Here is a 16,939-nt window from a genome sequence, read left to right on the forward strand (position 1 = left end):
GGCCTGACTTGCCAACACCCGGGGCGGGGTGGTGACGGTCCAGAGGGATTTGTTCAGGCGCTCGTCATTCATGGCTCAAGGCTAGGAATCCGCCCCCCAGGGCATAAGCCACGCCTGCCATGCCCTGACCGGCCGCCTGCCCAGCTTGGGGTGTGCGCGACCCAACAGAGCCCCGCCCCGGGTGTTGGCAAGTCAGGCCCCTGGAGCAGGAGAGGCTGGGGCGCGCCGACCCCAGCGCGTTAGAACACCTGGGCCGGGGGTCCGCGCGCCGGGCGGGCCAAGGAGCGGTGTCGAGATGCCCGTGGAACGCATCGCTGGCTCGGCCAGCCTGGTGGACCTGCTGGACCGGATGTTGGACCGGGGACTGCGCTTCGACGCGCGGGCCCTGGGAACTCCGGGCCGCGCCGCCCCATTGGAGGGGAAGGCGCGCATCGTGGTGGCATTTTCGGAGGTCCGCACCGCAGACTCGCCGGAACGCGGACTCCCGCCGCGTGAACCCTCACCCGGAGCGTAAGTACGTGGCGTCTCCAGCCCCGCTGCCCCCCGCCGAAGCCGATGCCGGGGCGCGCCTCGTGCTCGCCGAGCACCTGCTCGCCTGCGAGTCCGCCACCGCCTGTGCACGGGCGTTGGTGGAATGGCTCACGCGGCAGACCGGAGTGCCGGTCGCCTGCCTGGGGCCGAGCGACGGTGGACCCGCGGCCGGCTGCCTGGCCGGTGAAGGGCTGACGGGGGTCCAGCAGACCGCGCTCGGGCGCGCGTGGGAGGAGCCCGCGCCCGCGCTGGTGGCCTTCCGCACCCGGCCCGGAGCCCGGTGGCTGGCGGCGGACGCGCTGGAAGGCAACGTGTTTCCGGGCGGCTTCCTGGCGGTGCCCCTGGGCCGGCCCGGGGCGCCCGCGGTCGCGCTGCTGGTGGTGGGGCTGTCCGGGCCCGGCGTGCCGCAGGACGTGGCGTGGGCAGCGTCATGCGCCGGGCCGCTCCTCGCGCGGCTGGTGGCCTCCGATGCCCGGGCGCCGCGGCGGCTGGAGCCGGACCGGCTGCTGCGTCGGGTCATCAACGCGGTGTCGGATCCGGTGCTGCTGACGGACCCGGAGGGCGTGCTGCTCTTCGCCAACGGCCGCGCGGAGGCGCTGCTGGTCGCGGGCCCGGATGCCAGCCCCGGACGCGCGCGGGCGGTGGAGATCAACCAGCGCCTCTTCCGGGAGACGCTCGTGCAGGGCGGCGCCCTGGGGACGGGCGTGCACCGGCGCGAGGTGCCCCTGGTGGATCCGGTGGAGGGCATGGACCTGCTGTTCGAGCTGGTCACCACGCCGGTGCTCGCGCCGGACGGCCCCGCGGTGGTGGTGAGCGTGCTGCGCAACGTGACGGACCTGGGCCGCGCCGCGCAGGCCCTGGGGGAGAGCTACCGGCGGCTGCGCGCCACCGAGCGCGAGGCGCGCAGCGAGCGCCACCGGTTGGACCGGGTGCTGGACTCGGTGGCGGACCCCATCATCCTGTCCGACCCGGCCGGCGGCATGGTGATGATGAACGACCCGGCCGAGCGGCTCTTCGCGTGGCCCCACGAGTCGGGCGAGTCCTCCATGCGCCGCGTGCGCGCGAACGACGCGCTCTTCGGCTCCTTCCTCTCCCACCTGCTGGGCCCCGACAACGCGGGCGTGTCGCGGTGGAAGAGCCAGTTGACGCTGGACGACCCCACAAGCGGCGCGCCCGTGCCCATGGAGGCCATGGCCAACAAGGTGCTGGGCGACCAGGGTGAGCTGACGGGCATCGTCACCGTCTTCCACGACCGCACGGAGGTGCTGGAGCGGGCGCGGCTGCTGGAGCGGGTGAAGGAGGTCTCCAGCGAATTGGAGGCGCGCGTGCTGTCCGCGACGGCGGAGCTGGCGGAACAGAACGAGAAGCTGCGCCGGCAGGCCATCCAGTTGGAGCAGGCGAGCGCGGCCAAGTCGCAGTTCCTGGCCAACATGTCGCATGAGTTCAGGACGCCGCTCAACGCCATCCTCGGCTACACGAACATGCTGCTCCAGGGCGTGTCCGGAGAGATGACGCCGCCGCAGCGCCGCAACCTCACCCGCATCGACTCCAACGGGCGGCACCTGCTGGAGGTCATCAACGAGATTCTGGACATCACCCGCATCGAGGCGGGGCGGATGCCGCTGCACCTGACGGACTTCGGGTTGCCGGAGCTCTTGAACGAGGTGATGGCGGAGATGGACCCCATCATCGCGCGCAGCAAGCTGACGGTGGAGACGCACCTGGAAGAAGGGCTGCCGGGCGTGTGGACCGACCGACAGAAGGTGAAACAGATTGTTCTCAACCTGTTGTCCAACGCGCTGAAGTTCACGCATGAGGGCAGCGTGCACGTGTCGGCGGAGTATCAGAACGGCACCGGCATCCTCTCCATCTCGGTGAAGGACACGGGGATCGGCATCGACGTGTCGAACCAGGAGAAGATCTTCGAGGACTTCCAGCAGGTGGACAGCTCTCCCACGCGGGCCTATGGGGGCACCGGACTGGGCCTGTCCATCTGCCGTCGACTGGCGACCATGCTGGGGGGACGCGTCTCCCTCCAGAGCAGTCCGGGCCAGGGTTCGACCTTCACCCTGCACTTTCCACGACGCGCGAGACGGACATGACGAACAGCCCGGAAAAACCCAAGCCGCTCGTGCTGGTGGTGGACGACTACCAGGATGCCCGGGAGATGTACGCGGAGTACCTGGAGTTCTCCGGCTTCCGCGTGGCGGAGGCGAAGAACGGCCAGGAGGCCCTGGACAAGGCCTTCGAGCTGGTGCCGGACGTCATCCTGATGGACCTGTCCCTGCCGGTGATGGATGGCTGGGAGGCGACGCGCCGGCTGAAGGGCGACGAGCGCACGCGGCACATCCCGGTGGTGGCGCTGACCGGGCATGCGCTGAAGGGGCACTCGGAGGACGCGAACCAGGCCGGGTGTGATGCGTACGTCACCAAGCCGTGCCTGCCGGACAACCTGGTGGAGCAGGTGAAGAAGATGATCGCACGGCGCGACGCGGCCTCGGCGAGCTGAAGCGTTCCCAGTCGAAAGGCGGAGCACGCCATGGCGACGAAGCAGCAGGCGGAAGTCCCTCGGGAGGGCCGGGCGCACTACCTGTACGCCATCGTGCGGGCGGAAGGCGGCTGGGAGCTGGACCTCGCCGGGTTGGGCACGGCGCCGGTGCGCACGGTGCGCGAGGACGACCTGCTGGCGCTGGTGTCCGACACGGCGGGCCTCCGGGTGGCGCCCACGCGGGCCCATCTGCTGACCCATCAGCGCGTGACGGATGCGGTGCTGCGCGAGCACACGCTGGTGCCGGTGGCCTTCGGCACGGTGCTGCCGTCGGAGGAGCGCGTGCGGGAGGTGTTGCGCACGGCCCACACCCCGCTCGTGCGCGCGCTGGCCATGCTGGACGGGCGCGTGGAGCTGGGGCTGAAGGTGTACTGCCACCGCGACGCGCTGGCGCGCCAGTTGGAGGAGGAGGCGCCCCAGTTGGCCCGGCGGCCCTCCGAGCCCGAGGAGGACCACGAGCAGCGGATGGAGCTGGCGCTGCTGGAGCGCACCACGCGGGACATGGACGTGCTGCGTGACGGACTGGGGCCGCTGGTGGCGGCCACGCACGAGTCCGCGCCCCTGGGAGAGCGGATGCTGCTCAACGCGGCCTTCCTGGTGGACCGCGCGGCGGTGTCCGCCTTCGAGGCGCGGCTGAAGACGCTGGCGGCGCGCACGGAGCTGTACGCGTACCGCTTCACCGGGCCTTGGGCCGGCTACAGCTTCGTGGACGTGCGGCTGGGCGTGGAGGCCAGCCCCGCCGCGGCGTCCTGACGGGTGCTTCAGCGCGGGGGCGCGGTGAGCTTCGCGGCCTCCTCGGCCAGGGACTCCAGTCCGCCGCCCATGCGCGTCCAGCCCGGTGTGTGTTCGGTGCGCGCGTACCACGTGTGATCCGTCGCCATCGCCATGGAGAGCTCGCCCACGGGCTTGCCGGCGCGCTGGTATTCGATGCGGAAGGCGGGCGTGGAGGCGAGGCCCGGCGGGAACTCGCCCCGGCCGAGGAACTCCAGCGGGGTGAGGCGCCACACGCGGTCGTGCCAGTTGCGGGTGAAGTCGTCCGGGGTGCCGGGGGCGTCCACGGGCGACAACTGCACGGCGCCCGGGGGCTGCCCGCTGGCCACGAAGGCGCGGGAGGTGGTGCCGGAGGTGATGACCACGCGGTCGAAACCGTCCACGTCGAAGGTGTGCAGGCGCCGGTCCACGAGCCGGCTGGAGCCGGCCTCCAGGTCCGACAGCAGCGCGGGGCCCAGGAGGAAGACGTGGCTGTCGGAGGGCCGCTGGAGGTAGGGCGCGCCCCAGCCGGAAGCGGGGGCCGCGAGGCGGAAGGTCTTCGGCGTGCCGTCCACGGTGAGCGTCAGTGCCCGCTCCGTCTTCGCGAGGCCGAGTTCCTCCAGCTTCTTGGCGTCCAGGACACCCAGTTCGCGCTGGGCCCGCAGCGGGGCGAACTTCGCGAACAGCTTCTGGGCCAGGTCGTTGCCTCGCAGCTCACGGGGCGGTGGCACGGGGGCTGGGGTCGACGGGGTGCCCGCGTCGGCGCCAGCGGTGGCGATGGCTCCCGCGTCCGAGGCACGAGCGGGTCCCGCATCGGGCGCCGCGTTCGCACGGGATGCAGCGTCGGCGATGCGAGCACCCGCGCCTGCATCGGACGCCGCGTTCGCACGGGATGCAGCGTCGGCGATGCGAGCACCCGCGCCTGCATCGGAGGCACCGCTGGAGGGACCCGCATCGGACGCCGCGCGGACGAGCGCATCCACATCGCCGCCATCAACCCCGGCATCCGCGCCCATGGGCTCTGCCTTCGGCTTCGCGGGCTTGCTGCCCAGACGAACCCAGATGGCGTCGCGGTCCTGGGCGTCGCGGAACAGCTCCACGAAGCGCGCCTCATCCTCGTAGCGGACCCGGTCGAGCGAACGCACCTGCGCGTCCTCCACCGTCACCTCGCCCGCTGCTCGGGACGGCTCGCGCTGCCACACGAAGAACGCGGCCACCAGGGCCACGCCCGCCAGGACTCCCTGCACGGCCACGTCGCGCGCCTTCATCGCGCACCTCCCACCGCTGCGGCGCTCCGGGGCGCACGCCGCCCGCGCCTGCGCGTCACGAAGAAGCCCACCGCCAGCACCACCACCGGCGCCAGGAAGACGGTCGCGTAGAACCACGCAACATCCTGCGAGCGCGTGTGCTGCAACGGCACGTCCTCCTCGCTCGTCGTCGCACCGGAGAGCGCTTCCTCACCGGAGAGCCAGCGCAGCGTGTCCACCGCTAGGTACGCATTGCCCACGTTGCCCAGGATGCCGTCACCCAACGCGTCCGCGTCCACCATCACCACCGCGCGCGGCGCGGGCTTCCCCTCCCCCGCCGCCGGCTTCTCCACCGCCACCACCAGCGGCCATGCCCGCGCGACATCCGCGGCCTGGGGCTCGAAGTCGCCGTTGAGGTCCGCGAAGGTCTCCGCGTGCGCACGCACGCTCGTGTCCAGCTTCACGCCGGGCACGGGCGGCGACACCAGCTCCAGCGCCACCGCACCCGGGAACGCCACCGCCGCCTGTGAGCCCAGCGCGGACAGCGACGTGACGGACGGGTGCGAGGAGAAGCTCGCCGTGCCCAGGTTGCCCCGGTCGCTCACCTGACGCGTGGTGCGGAAGTAGACGCGGTCATTCGCCAGCGGCACGCGCAGCGACCGCAGCCCCAGCGGCTGGAGCAACGGCTCCAGCGCCGCACCGTCCGGCTCCAACGCGATCCACAGCCGGCCTCCCTGTTCCCAGTACTCCCGCAGCGCGGTGACTTCCTCAGGGCGCAGCTCGCTCGTGGGCCCCAGCACCGCCACCATCGCCGCGTCGCGCGGCACCTCCGTGCCCAGCCCTTCCGCCGCCGTGAGCGTGCGCACGTCCACGTTCTGCGCGCGCAGCAGCTCCTTGAACTGCGCCACCGAAGGCCGGGCCGCTTCACCGGGAACAGGCCGCGTGTCGGCGCGCTCCCCATGGCCGCCCGTGAGGTAGACGATGCGCCGGGGCTTCGCCACCGACAGCATCCGCCGCTGCACTTCGGCGTCCAGCCGCTGGAGTTGTCCCCGAGCCCGCTCCACGTCCAGGCCCAGCGTCAGGACCTCCCTGCGGTCTCCTCGCGACAGCACCACCGAACCGTTGTTGCTGACACCCAGCGCCTTGCCCCGCGCGGGCTCCACCGCTTGATCCAACGACTCCACGCTCAGCAGCGGACTCTCCGGCTCCAGGTCGCGGAAGTACTGCCGCACCGCTTCGCCCACCTCGTTGGCGGGCGGAAAGAAGAGCGTCACCTGCAAGGGCTCATTGAGGCCGAGCACCAGCTTGCGCGTCGCCTCGCCCGACCGGGCGGTCCGGAAGTAGGACAGGTCCCAGGTGGCATCCGCCTTCGTCGCCACGTAGGTCGCAGCGAACGCGAGCACGCCCACGAAGGCCATGCCCAGACCGGAGAACAGCGCGCTGCGCACCCGCCCCGTCTCCGGCACCGGCGCCCGCGCCATCGCCACGAGCGCGGTCTCCACCAACGCCAGCGGCAGGAGCGCGCACACGAGCAGCGCCGGGAACAGCACCGCCAGCACGCCCGAAAGTCTCGGAGCGGAGCGCGACAGCGGCGCCCCGAACAGCGCCGTGCCCACGTCCCCCTGGACGAAGTAGAGCACCAGCGCCACCAGGCCCAGCGCGTACAGGGCCAGGACCCACCGCTCCAGCGAGCGCCGGGCGGGAGGGGCCGCCAGCATCCGCACCACGCGCCAGCCCGTGGCGCCCACGGCGACGGCGACGCCCAGCGCGGCCAGGGTCACGCGGCCGGAGCCCACGCCCAGCACGCGCTCCGCGATGAAGACCGCGACCAGCCCCGCGACGAAGGCCACCGTCGCGGCCAGTCCGGTGCCGAAGGAAGCCGGCGTGCTCATCGCCACCTCCGCGCTTCCAACACCCGTGTCGCCGCGAACAGCGCCACGTACGTGACGACCAGGTAGTAGACGACGTCGCGCACGTGGATGAGCCCCGCCTGGAAGGGGGGGAAGTGCTGGTTCCACAGCGACATCGCGCTGAAGACATCCGACAGGGGCTGCTCGGTGATGCGCGCGAGCAACCAGCACAGGATGAGCGCCACCAGCATCACCGCGGAGAAGATGGCCGCGAGCAGTTGGTTCTTCGCCAGCGACGAGCCGAACGTGCCCACCGCCAGCGACGCGCTGCCCAGCAGCAACAGGCCCAGGTAGCCCGCCGCCACGTGCCCGAAGGACACCTTGCCGTTCACCAGCACCAGCAGCGGCATGTACAGCGTGCACAAGAGGTAGAGCGCGAGGAACGCGAGCCCCGCCAGGAACTTGCCCAGCACGATGTCCCGGTCGCGCACCGGCGACGCGTACAAGAGCGGCAGCGTGCCCGTCTGGCGCTCCTCCGCGAGCAGCCGCATGGAGACCAGGATGGCCGCCACGATGGTGAAGCCGCTGGAGTAGTAGAAGAAGCCGGACAGCACCTCCGCGGAGCGCTTGCTCGCACCGCCCATGGCGTACGCGTTGAAGAACAGGCCGTTCACCGCGAGGATGATGGCGAGGATGACGTAGCCGCTGAGCGTGCGCAGGTAGCCGGCCAGCTCGCGGCGGGCAATCAGGAGCGCCTTCACGCGCGCACCTCCTGGCCCGTCAGCTTGAGGAAGAGCGCTTCCAACTGTCCTTCTCCCGCGTCCAATCGCAGCAACTCCAGCCCCGCGCCCACCACCGCCCGCGCCACCTGGGGCCGCAGGTCCGGGGACGCCGCCACCTTCAACCCGAGCACCTCGCCCTCCCCCGGCCGCACCTCCACCGCGCCGAACCCCTGGAGCGCTTCGAGCGCCCGCGCACGCGAGCCCCGCACCTCCAGTTCGATGGACGGACCGCCCAGGCTGCGCGACAGCTCCTCCTCGCTGCCCTGCGCGAGCAGCGCGCCCTTGTGGATGATGAGCAGCCGGTCACACGTCTGGGAGATTTCCGGGAGGATGTGGCTGGACACGAGCACCGTGTGCGCGCCCTTGAGGCCGCGGATGACGTCGCGCATCTCCACGATTTGCAGCGGATCCAATCCGCTGGTGGGCTCATCCAGGATGAGCAGCGCGGGCCGGTGCACCAGCGCCTGCGCCAGCCCCACGCGCTGCCGGTAGCCGTGGCTGAGCGTGGAGATGACCTCGTCGTGCACGTCGCGCAGGCCCGTCTTCTCCTCGGCCTCGCCCACGTGGACGGGGGTGGCCTTCGCGGGCACGTCGCGCAGACGGGCGACGTAGGTCAGGTATTCGCCCACCGTCATCTCCTCGTAGACGGGGGGCACGTCGGGCAGGTAGCCGATGCGCTGGCGCACCTCGTGGGACTGGTTCACCACGTCATGCCCGTCGATGACGACGCGCCCCGACGTGGGCAGCAGCACGCACCCGAGAATCTTGAGCGTCGTCGACTTGCCGGCGCCGTTGAGGCCCAGGAAGCCAATCACTTCACCCTGACCGATGGTGAAGGCGAGGTCGCGGATGGCCGCGTGCTCGCCGTAGAACTTCGTCAGCCCGTCGACCTGGATCATCAGGAAGGACTCCTCGAAGCGAGGGGGAAACGGCGCACTTCTGTCCCCCCGCCCCGGGAGTGTCAAGCACGGGCCTACGTGTGGCGGAATTCCGCGCCCTCGGTGGTCCGGCCCAGGGTGAAGCGCAGCGCGCCCTCCAGGTCGGGGAACAGGAAGGGGAACCCGTGCGCCTGGGCCACCGTGGGCAGGACGTGGGCGCTGGACAGGAGGGTCTCCTCGCCCATCTGCCCGAACACCGTCTTCACCACGCCCGCCGGCAGCGGGAAGAGGGCGGGACGGCGCAGCACCTTGCCCATCACCCGGGCCAGCTCCCCCTGTCGCACGGCGTTGGGCGCCACGGCGTTGAGCGGGCCGCGCACGGCCGGCGTCCCGATGGAGAACTGGATGAGCCCGAGCAGGTCCTCCAGGGACACCCAGCTCATCCACTGCTTGCCGGAGGCGATGGGCCCACCCCCACCCGCGAGGAACGCGGGCGCCAGCTTCGCGAGCGCCCCGCCGCTCGCGTCCAGCACCACGCCGATGCGCAGGTGCACCACGCGGATGCCCGCGGCCTCGGCGGGCGCGGTGGCGGACTCCCACTGGCGCGTGACGTCCGCGAGGAAGCCACCGCCGACACCGGAGCTCTCCGTGAGCTCCTCGTCGCCCCGGCTGCCATACAGGCCGATGGCGGAGGCGCAGACGAGCACGCGGGGCTTGCGGCTGGCGCGGGCCAGGGCCTCGCACAGCACGCGGGTGCTCTCCGTGCGGCTCTTGAGGATCTCCTGCTTGCGCTCCTCCGTCCAACGCCCCTCCGCGACGTTGGCACCGGACAGGTGCACCACCGCGTCCAGTCCCTCCAACCCCTCCGCGTCCACGGTGCCCCGGTCAGGCGCCCAGGCGATGTCGCCCCGGGCCGCGTTCGGACGGCCGCGCACCAGCCGCTTCACGCGGTGCCCGCCGGTGGAGAGGAACGACGCCAGCGCCTTGCCCACCAGCCCCGACGCTCCGCCGATGGCCACCGTGAGGGGGCCCTGGTCCTTGAAGGCGGCATGGCGGCGCAGGTCCATGCGGGTGAGGGTGTGGCGATACGCGAACATGCGCTCCAGCCGCTCGCGCGCGTAGCCGCCGCCGAAGGTGTCCCCGAGCGTCCCCACGGGCAGCACGTACTCCACCGCGTCCTCCAGGACGGACGCCTGGGGGGTGGAGCCCGGGTGCATGCGATGGTCATGGACCCACTTCGTGAAGGGACCTTCACGCTGGGTGTCCTGGAAGGAGGCGCCCTCCACGTAGCCGGTGTGTTCGGCGACCAGGCGCTGGGGGATGGGGCCCAGGTGGATCTTCACGACGACGCGGGCGCCAGGACGGATGCCGTCGCCGGTGCGCTCGACGACCTCGGCGGTCTCCCAGGGAGGCGACAGGCGCTCGAAGGCGCCCTCACGGGTGTGCCAGGCGAAGAGGTCGGCGGCGGGGACTGGCATCTGGCTGCGCGCATCGAAGACGTGCGACTTGCCCATGGGTGCTCCTGGGGGGAGATTGCGACCGCGCATGCTTAATCCCGACCTCCTCGACCGTGCAGTCGAATTGCTTCGACGCGGCGGTGTCATCGCCCTGCCAACAGAGACGGTCTACGGCCTCGCGGCCAACGCCGAGGACGAACTGGCGGTCCGTCGCGTTTTCGCCATCAAGGGCCGGCCGGCCACCCACCCCCTCATCGTCCACATCCCCGGGGTGGAGCACCTGTCCCAGTGGGCCCGGGTGGTTCCGGAGGAAGCGACAGCCCTGGCGCGGGCCTTCTGGCCGGGACCGTTGACGCTGGTCCTGCCGCGCACCGCGAGGGCCACGGACGCCGTGACCGGAGGCCAGGACACGGTGGCCCTGCGCGTGCCGGGGCATCCGGTGGCGCTGGAGGTGCTGCGACGGCTGGGCGGAGGCGTGGCCGCGCCCAGCGCCAACCGCTTCGGCCGCGTGAGTCCCACGACGGCCGGGCACGTGGAGCAGGACCTGGGCGGCGATGTGGACCTGGTGCTGGATGGAGGCCCGTCCACGGTGGGCGTGGAGTCGACCATCGTGGACCTGTCCTCCGGTGCGCCCGCCATCCTCCGGCCGGGAGGACTGGCGACGGAGGAGGTGGAGCGGGTGCTGGGCAGGGCGGTGCCAGTGCGCGCGTCCACCACGGTGCGCGTGTCCGGTTCGCTCGCGTCGCACTACGCACCGCGCGCGGGCGTGGTGCTGGCGGAGCCTTCCGAAGTGTCGCAGCGGGTGGAAGCGCTGCGGGCCCAGGGCCTGCGCGTGGGCGTGCTGGGGCCCGCGTCGCTGTCACTGCCGGGGGATGTGCAGCGCTTCGACGTGCCGGGAGAACCAGCGCAGGCCGCGCGCGTCCTCTATGCCCGGCTGCGGGAGGCGGATGAACAGGGACACGACGTGCTCGTGGCCTGTCTGCCTTTGGCGAGCGGCCTGGGCATCGCGGTGAGGGACCGGCTGTCTCGCGCCGCGGCCCCGCGAGAGTTGTAGAACACATCAATCACAGACTCGCCCCGCACGTCTGTCCGCGGCATGGCTGACGCATCCAGACGCGACGCCAGACCTCTCCCAGGCGGATTCTGCACGTCGGGGTCCTCCAGCGCGGCCCGCATCCCGCACGGAAGATTCCTCAAAGACAATCCTGTCTCTGCAATCCACTGGAAATCAGTTGGATCCGCCCAACCAGCAAAGACCGCCTGAACCGCATAAAAAGCTTTGCAAGCCAACCATTAGGACAGGTTTGACATTCACTGACAGTGCGACAATAGTTATTCCCCGGGTCAACGACAGGCATGCCCTTTTTTGACGGCACCCGTCCGCCCCGGAAGGAATCCCCACATGCTGAAGCACTCTCTCAAGGCCGCGCTCGCGGCTGGAGCCGTGTTGTGCGCGGGCTGTCAGGCCGAGGGGCCGGATGAAGCCTCCGTGGATCCCCGGGATCCCATCTCCGACCGTGGCGGCATGGGCGTCACGAACCGTGGCCAGGAGCAGGGGCTGGGCTCCGTGCTGCCCCAGACGGTGGATGCCCGCAAGTCGGTGGTGCTGACCGAGACGGCCATCCTGACCGGCTTCACCCTGTCGGGCGTCCTCACCCAGCTCGCCGCGCAGAACGGGGGCACGGGCCTCAACAGCACCCAGTTGTTCCGCCAGCTCTGGGACACGCAGAACCCCACCACCGGGCAGGCGGACCTCCAGCCGAGCGCCCACTGCAACGACACTGGCAACCTGCTCAACGGCTTCCCCAATGGCTGCCGTCCTTCAGAGGGCGCCCAGGCGGTGCCCACCAGCATCACCAACATCAACTCCTACTCCGCCATCGGCCTCTACAACCGGTTCGACCTGGCGCCCACCTCCGGTGCGGACTGTGGTGAGTACCGCGTCGTCTTCGCCAAGACAGGCGGCGGCGGCGGGCGCAACTTCATCATCTTCGAGGCCGCCCTGCCCAATCCCCGTCCGGACCTGGGCATCGACGGCTGCCGCCCCGTCCAGGCCTTCTGGCGCGACCTGAGCACGAAGCCGGTGGCCACCCGCGCCACCGCCGTGCGCGACTTCTACTTCATCGGACTGCCCGGCTTCTCTCCGGTCATCCACATGAACAACTACGGCTTCAACCCGGCGGGCATCGGCCAGGTGCGCGTCAACATGTTCATTGGCGGGCCGTGGATGCTGAAGGAGTTCAAGCTCAACCGCCAGTGCCCGGGCGGGGTGTGCACCCTGAAGTTCACCCCGGTGACGGTGAAGGCGAACCCCGCGGGCCGGCTCTTCAACCCCACCTCCACGCACGCGCTGGCCCCCAGCTTCCGCGCGCACTTCATCACCCAGGTGGAGGAGCTGGCGGTCAACAACGTCAACACCTTCAACTACAGCGTCCCGGACACGTTCAACGCCGCCCAGAGCGACGCGCAGTCGTTCGGCATCGAGGACGACTACTCCGCCCAGTTCGGCAATGGCGCCAGCACCTTCCGCAACGACATCCAGGCGGAGCTCAACCGGCTGGGCAGCACCGTGTCGCCCAACCAGATCGTCGCCCGCGCCCAGGCCCTCTCCTGCGGCGGCTGCCACGACCGCAGCAACAGCGCCTCCCTGGGCGGCTTCTCCTTCCCGAACTCGGCGTCCTTCGTGCACAGCACGGAGAGCACCCAGACGGGGCCGGAAGGCACCCGCTTCGCCGTGTCCAACGCCCTGGCCAACACCTTCATCCCCTTCCGCAAGCAGGTCATGGAGGACTTCCTCAACGCGGACCACCCCCTCACCCCCGTCTCCCGGTTCGACATCTCCGGCTCGGCCACGGACGGCCGCTTCGGCTACTGGGTGGAGCGCCGCGCCACCGGCGTCGTGATGAAGGCCTCGCTCGACAGCGGCGGTGAGAGCGTCCTCGCCTTCAACCGTCCGGACCCCATCGCCGTCGCCACGGATGGCCTCAACGTCTACTGGACGGAAGCCGGCGGCTCCATCCTCAAGGTGTCCGTCCTCGGCGGCGCGGTGTCCACCGTCGCCACCGGCCTCACGGGCCTGGGCGGCATCGCCACCGACGGCACCAGCCTCTTCATCACCCAGGGCAGCTCCATCCTGTCGTTGCCCCTGGCGGGCGGCGCCACCACCGCGCTCGCCACCGGCCGCCCCGGCCTCACGGGCCGCATCACCGTGGATGGCGCCAACCTCTTCTGGCACGAAGGCAACGACGTGCAGCGCATGCCCAAGGGCGGCGGTGCCATCAGCCTGTTCACCTCGCGCCCCGCCATCACCGGCATCGCCAGTGACGGCGTGCGCCTCTGGGTGTCCGAGGACCTGAACCCGGGCAACGTCCTGGCCTTCCCCCTGGCGGGCGGCGCCCCGGTGGCCACCTTCGCCGCGGCCTTCAACATCAACAGCATCTCCGCGGGCGGCGGTCACGTCGTCTGGACGGAGAACCGCAACCCCGGCGTCGTCATGGCGAAGGTGAAGTAGCCCGCCCGCGACGCGTCACCGGCCTCCCTGGAAAGGGGGGCCGGGTTTCCCATTCCCAGCCCGGCTGTCCCTCTCAAACGCTCACGCGATGGGTCCCACATGCGCAAGCCTTCCCTTCCCACCTTCCTGAAGGTCGCGGTCCTCACCCTCCTGCCCGCCGCGGCGGTCGCCGAACCGATGCAGGAATGGCGTTGCAGCGTCGACAGCCTCACCCCGGAGCAGGCCCAGGCCCGCATCGAGTGGGCGCGCAAGTGCGGCCTCACCCAGAACCTCAGCCCGGGCGGCCCCAATTCGTGGTTCCTGTCGGGCAAGGCCTTCGACACGAACTTCGACTGGGCCAAGGAGTACAAGGAGTTCAACACCAACCGCGCGTGGACGGGGAACCTCAACCAGTACAACGTCAACTACTACCACGCGTTTTCGAAGTACGACAACACGCCCATGTACACGGTGGCCGCGGAGACGAGCGGCCCCACGGCGAACTACTTCAAGTGGTCGCACACCAGCAGCCGCCCCCGCACGCTCTACCCCTCCTTCGAGAACAGCCCGGTGGCCGGCAGCGGCACGCAGCTCCTTCCCCACCCCACGCTGGCCAACTGCAACCTGTACTCGGACGCGACGGGCACCACCGTCTGGAATACCAACTTCTACGTCATCGCCTACTGCGAGTCGTCCTGCTACGCGCCCGACCAGAAGGTGCTGTTCAGCAACGGCGAGACGAACCTCCTGGAGGCCATGCAGAAGGGCCGTGAGGACGTCATCACCCTGGGCGCCAACGCCACGCTGGACGACCTCCAGCTCACCCAGGGCAAGGTGTACAGCTACACCTCCGAGACGCGCGACAGCGAGCACCTGCTCTACCGCCTGCGCACCGCGTCCGGCGGCGAGCTGAAGGTCACCAACGAGCACCCCGTCGTTACCCGCGAGGGCCGGATGGTGCAGGCCCAGACGCTCAAGGTCGGTGACGAACTCTTGCGTCAGGACGGCACCCCGGACGCCATCGTCTCCGTGGAGAAGAGCACCCACTTCGGCAAGGTCTACAACCTGAAGCCTGAAGCGCGCGACCAGGTCTCCAACATCCTCGTCGCCCAGGGCTTCCTCGTCGGCTCCGCCCGCTTCCAGAACGACGACGTCGAGTACATGAACCGCGTCCTGCTGTACCGCGGCGTCCCCGAGGACGCGCTGCCGCAGTAGTGCCCCGGTGCGCTGTCTGGCCGTGTCCCTGAAAACCCAAGGAGCAAGCAGGATGACTTCACCTTTCTCACGTCCCCTCGCCACGCTGGCGGCGCTGTCCCTCTTCCCGCTGGCGGCGCAAGCCGAACCCCTGCAGGAGTGGCGCTGCAGCACCGACAGCCTCACCCCCGCGCAGGCGAACATCCGCATCGAGCGGGCCCGCAAGTGCGGCCTCCTCCGCAACGTCCTCAACCCCGACGCGTGGTTCCTGTCCTCGCGCGCGTTCGACGCGAGCTTCCAGTTCGCCAAGGACTACAAGGAGGTCAACACCGCGGTGAACCCGCTGGGTGACAAGTCCTTCTCCGGAAGCTCGTTCCAGTGGAACGTCAACTTCTACCACGCGTGGGGCACCTTCGACGCGACGCCCCTCTACACCGTGGCGCAGGAGACCACCGGAGCGACGGCCAACTACTTCAAGTGGTCGCACACGGCCACCCGGCCCCGGCCGCTGTACCCCACCTTCGAGAACACCGCCGCCGTGGGCACGGGCACGCAGTTGTTCCCCCACCCCACCAACCCCGACGACTGCCGGCTCTACACCAACCCGACGGGCACCGGGGCGCCGGTGGCCAACAGCAGCAGCTTCTTCGTGGTGGCCTACTGCGAGTCGTCCTGCTTCACGCCGGATCAGAGCGTGCTGTTCAGCGGCGGGGAGAAGAACATCCTCGACGCGATGAAGCAGGGCCGCGAGGACATCATCACCCTGGGCCCCGACTCCACTTTGGACGGCCTCCAGCTCCAGCAGGGCAAGGTCTACAGCTACACCTCCGAGACCCGTGACAGCGAGCACGTCATCTTCCACGTGCGCACCGCCTCCGGTGGCGAGCTGAAGGTCACCAACGAGCACCCCGTCGTCACCCGCGAGGGCCGGATGGTGCAGGCCCAGACGCTCAAGGTCGGTGACGAACTCTTGCGTCAGGACGGCACGCCGGACGCCATCGTCTCCGTGGAGCGGGGCACCCACGCCGGCAAGGTCTACAACCTGAAGCCTGAAGCCCGCGACCAGGTCTCCAACATCCTCGTCGCCCAGGGCTTCCTCGTCGGCTCCGCACGTTTCCAGAACGACGACGTCGAATACATGAACCGCATCATCCTGTTCCACGCCATCCCGGCCGAAGCGCTGCCGGATTAGGCATCCGCGCAGCACGTCCCTCCAGTCACGCGCAGCACGCCCGGAGCCCGGCAGGGGCTCCGGGCCCCTTCTTGGAAATCACGGGAGAGGAGCACCATGAAGCGCAGCCGTTCGCGGATCATCCTGGGAGTCGCCCTGCTGTCGGGCGGAGTGAGCGCATGGCTGTGGATGGGACAGGAGACGCCCGCCACCGCGCCCCCCGTGGCCCAGGCGGACGTCAAGGCACCGGCCGCTCCGGTCGCGCCCACCGCCGCGCGGGCCCCCAGCGTGAAGACGCCCCCGTCGCTCGCGGCGGCACCCGCGCCCGTGCCGGGCGTCGAGCGTCCTCCGCTGATGCCCAAGGAGCTGATCGCCCAGGTGCTGGAGGACAACAAGCCCCTCGGCCTGTTCATGCACTACCACAAGCACGTGCTGCTCGATGCGCAGGGCCGCGACGAGTACCGCAAGCTGCTCTCCGGCCCGGAGATGATGAAGACCATGGCCGACGGGCTGAAGGATCCGGGTCGCGGCGAGGTGGAGCCCCGAGAGCAGTACGAGCGGCTGATGGAGGTGGACTACTTCAAGGCCGCGCTCGCGTGGAAGGACAACCCCCAGCGCGAACAACTGCTCGCGCACGCCGAGGACGTCATCCTCCAGCAGAACATCTTCGGCGGTCAGGACACCGAGCGCCGCTACATGCTCGCGGGCGGGAAGATGGAGATGTACCGCCTGCTGGCCGAACAGGACATGCAGCGGGCGCTCGCGCTCGGGGAACGCGCCCGGGGCACCAACATGGAGCAGCTCACCGCGTGGATGGCGACGGAGGAGCAGCGCCGCCGCACCCAGGAAGAGCAGATCCGCCTGGAGATGCAGGCCCAGGCCCGCAACTCCGCCGCGCCTTGATGCCCCGTCCCAACCGCACGCGTCTTCCAGCGCATGGATTCCCCATGCCTCGCACAAACAACAGGTGGTGGTCAGTGTCGCAACACAGAGAGAGCCGGGGCGCGCGCAAGGGGCTGGGGCTGGTGCTGGCCGTGGGGG

General features: G+C 70.4%; 14 protein-coding genes. 9 read left to right on the forward strand and 5 right to left on the reverse strand.

What is annotated here, in order from left to right:
* The first annotated feature begins 295 nt into the window (after positions 1-295).
* Genes D7V88_RS26720 through D7V88_RS26735 form a run of 4 tightly spaced genes read left to right on the forward strand, consistent with a single transcriptional unit; the run spans position 296 to position 3,832 of the window.
* Positions 296-514 carry a hypothetical protein gene (locus D7V88_RS26720; RefSeq protein WP_120543455.1) on the forward strand — a complete coding sequence of 73 codons (219 nt, stop codon included), beginning with the start codon at positions 296-298 and terminating at the stop codon, positions 512-514.
* Positions 515-518: 4 nt separating this feature from the next.
* Positions 519-2,633, forward strand: coding sequence for a PAS domain-containing sensor histidine kinase (locus D7V88_RS26725; RefSeq protein WP_120543456.1), 2,115 nt, complete (start codon positions 519-521; stop codon positions 2,631-2,633).
* Positions 2,630-3,040: a response regulator gene (locus tag D7V88_RS26730; RefSeq protein ID WP_120543457.1), complete on the forward strand. Its 411-nt coding sequence runs from the start codon at positions 2,630-2,632 to the stop codon at positions 3,038-3,040. The genes D7V88_RS26725 and D7V88_RS26730 overlap by 4 nt, the downstream gene beginning before the upstream one ends.
* 30 nt (positions 3,041-3,070) lie before the next feature.
* Complete coding sequence (locus D7V88_RS26735; RefSeq protein WP_120543458.1) at positions 3,071-3,832, forward strand: GvpL/GvpF family gas vesicle protein; 762 nt, start codon at positions 3,071-3,073, stop codon at positions 3,830-3,832.
* 8 nt (positions 3,833-3,840) lie between these two features.
* Here the strand turns inward: D7V88_RS26735 and D7V88_RS26740 are convergent, their stop codons facing one another.
* From D7V88_RS26740 to D7V88_RS26760, 5 genes are all read right to left on the reverse strand, one after another.
* Positions 3,841-5,097 (reverse strand): DUF4340 domain-containing protein, encoded by a 1,257-nt coding sequence (locus tag D7V88_RS26740; protein ID WP_120543459.1) that lies wholly within the window; start codon positions 5,095-5,097, stop codon positions 3,841-3,843.
* Positions 5,094-6,968 (reverse strand): motility-associated ABC transporter substrate-binding family protein, encoded by a 1,875-nt coding sequence (locus D7V88_RS26745; RefSeq protein ID WP_120543468.1) that lies wholly within the window; start codon positions 6,966-6,968, stop codon positions 5,094-5,096. The genes D7V88_RS26740 and D7V88_RS26745 overlap by 4 nt, the downstream gene beginning before the upstream one ends.
* Positions 6,965-7,687 (reverse strand): ABC transporter permease, encoded by a 723-nt coding sequence (locus D7V88_RS26750; RefSeq protein ID WP_120543460.1) that lies wholly within the window; start codon positions 7,685-7,687, stop codon positions 6,965-6,967. The genes D7V88_RS26745 and D7V88_RS26750 overlap by 4 nt, the downstream gene beginning before the upstream one ends.
* On the reverse strand, positions 7,684-8,607 hold the full coding sequence (locus D7V88_RS26755) for an ABC transporter ATP-binding protein (RefSeq protein ID WP_120543461.1): 924 nt from the start codon (positions 8,605-8,607) through the stop codon (positions 7,684-7,686). Before D7V88_RS26755 ends, D7V88_RS26750 begins: the two co-directional genes overlap by 4 nt.
* 74 nt (positions 8,608-8,681) lie before the next feature.
* Positions 8,682-10,100: a TIGR01777 family oxidoreductase gene (locus D7V88_RS26760; RefSeq protein WP_120543462.1), complete on the reverse strand. Its 1,419-nt coding sequence runs from the start codon at positions 10,098-10,100 to the stop codon at positions 8,682-8,684.
* A gap of 31 nt (positions 10,101-10,131) precedes the next feature.
* On the opposite strand from D7V88_RS26760, the gene D7V88_RS26765 reads away from it, so the two are divergent.
* The 5 genes from D7V88_RS26765 to D7V88_RS26785 all read left to right on the forward strand — a co-directional run bounded on the left by D7V88_RS26765 (position 10,132) and on the right by D7V88_RS26785 (position 16,801).
* A complete protein-coding gene (locus D7V88_RS26765; RefSeq protein ID WP_120543463.1) occupies positions 10,132-11,097 on the forward strand; it encodes an L-threonylcarbamoyladenylate synthase in 966 nt (321 codons plus the stop codon).
* Between the two features lie 348 nt (positions 11,098-11,445).
* The gene (locus D7V88_RS26770) at positions 11,446-13,554 is read left to right on the forward strand and encodes an NHL repeat-containing protein (protein WP_120543464.1); all 2,109 of its coding nucleotides are present in this window, start codon (positions 11,446-11,448) and stop codon (positions 13,552-13,554) included.
* A 99-nt stretch (positions 13,555-13,653) separates the two neighbouring features.
* Complete coding sequence (locus D7V88_RS26775) at positions 13,654-14,748, forward strand: Hint domain-containing protein (RefSeq protein ID WP_120543465.1); 1,095 nt, start codon at positions 13,654-13,656, stop codon at positions 14,746-14,748.
* 52 nt (positions 14,749-14,800) lie between these two features.
* Complete coding sequence (locus tag D7V88_RS26780; protein ID WP_120543466.1) at positions 14,801-15,919, forward strand: Hint domain-containing protein; 1,119 nt, start codon at positions 14,801-14,803, stop codon at positions 15,917-15,919.
* 96 nt (positions 15,920-16,015) lie between these two features.
* A complete protein-coding gene (locus tag D7V88_RS26785) occupies positions 16,016-16,801 on the forward strand; it encodes a hypothetical protein (RefSeq protein ID WP_120543467.1) in 786 nt (261 codons plus the stop codon).
* Positions 16,802-16,939 lie beyond the last annotated feature (138 nt).

Source organism: Corallococcus terminator (assembly GCF_003611635.1).
GTDB classification, from domain to species: Bacteria; Myxococcota; Myxococcia; order Myxococcales; family Myxococcaceae; genus Corallococcus; species Corallococcus terminator.

What these genes read in the sequence shown, in the direction of transcription:
- D7V88_RS26720 (WP_120543455.1), top strand. Translation starts at nt 296, where the DNA reads ATGCCCGTGGAACGCATCGCTGGCTCGGCCAGCCTGGTGGACCTGCTG.
- D7V88_RS26730 (WP_120543457.1), top strand. Translation starts at nt 2,630, where the DNA reads ATGACGAACAGCCCGGAAAAACCCAAGCCGCTCGTGCTGGTGGTGGAC.
- D7V88_RS26735 (WP_120543458.1), top strand. Translation starts at nt 3,071, where the DNA reads ATGGCGACGAAGCAGCAGGCGGAAGTCCCTCGGGAGGGCCGGGCGCAC.
- D7V88_RS26740 (WP_120543459.1), bottom strand. Translation starts at nt 5,097, where the DNA reads ATGAAGGCGCGCGACGTGGCCGTGCAGGGAGTCCTGGCGGGCGTGGCC.
- D7V88_RS26745 (WP_120543468.1), bottom strand. Translation starts at nt 6,968, where the DNA reads ATGAGCACGCCGGCTTCCTTCGGCACCGGACTGGCCGCGACGGTGGCC.
- D7V88_RS26755 (WP_120543461.1), bottom strand. Translation starts at nt 8,607, where the DNA reads ATGATCCAGGTCGACGGGCTGACGAAGTTCTACGGCGAGCACGCGGCC.
- D7V88_RS26760 (WP_120543462.1), bottom strand. Translation starts at nt 10,100, where the DNA reads ATGGGCAAGTCGCACGTCTTCGATGCGCGCAGCCAGATGCCAGTCCCC.
- D7V88_RS26765 (WP_120543463.1), top strand. Translation starts at nt 10,132, where the DNA reads ATGCTTAATCCCGACCTCCTCGACCGTGCAGTCGAATTGCTTCGACGC.
- D7V88_RS26770 (WP_120543464.1), top strand. Translation starts at nt 11,446, where the DNA reads ATGCTGAAGCACTCTCTCAAGGCCGCGCTCGCGGCTGGAGCCGTGTTG.
- D7V88_RS26775 (WP_120543465.1), top strand. Translation starts at nt 13,654, where the DNA reads ATGCGCAAGCCTTCCCTTCCCACCTTCCTGAAGGTCGCGGTCCTCACC.
- D7V88_RS26780 (WP_120543466.1), top strand. Translation starts at nt 14,801, where the DNA reads ATGACTTCACCTTTCTCACGTCCCCTCGCCACGCTGGCGGCGCTGTCC.
- D7V88_RS26785 (WP_120543467.1), top strand. Translation starts at nt 16,016, where the DNA reads ATGAAGCGCAGCCGTTCGCGGATCATCCTGGGAGTCGCCCTGCTGTCG.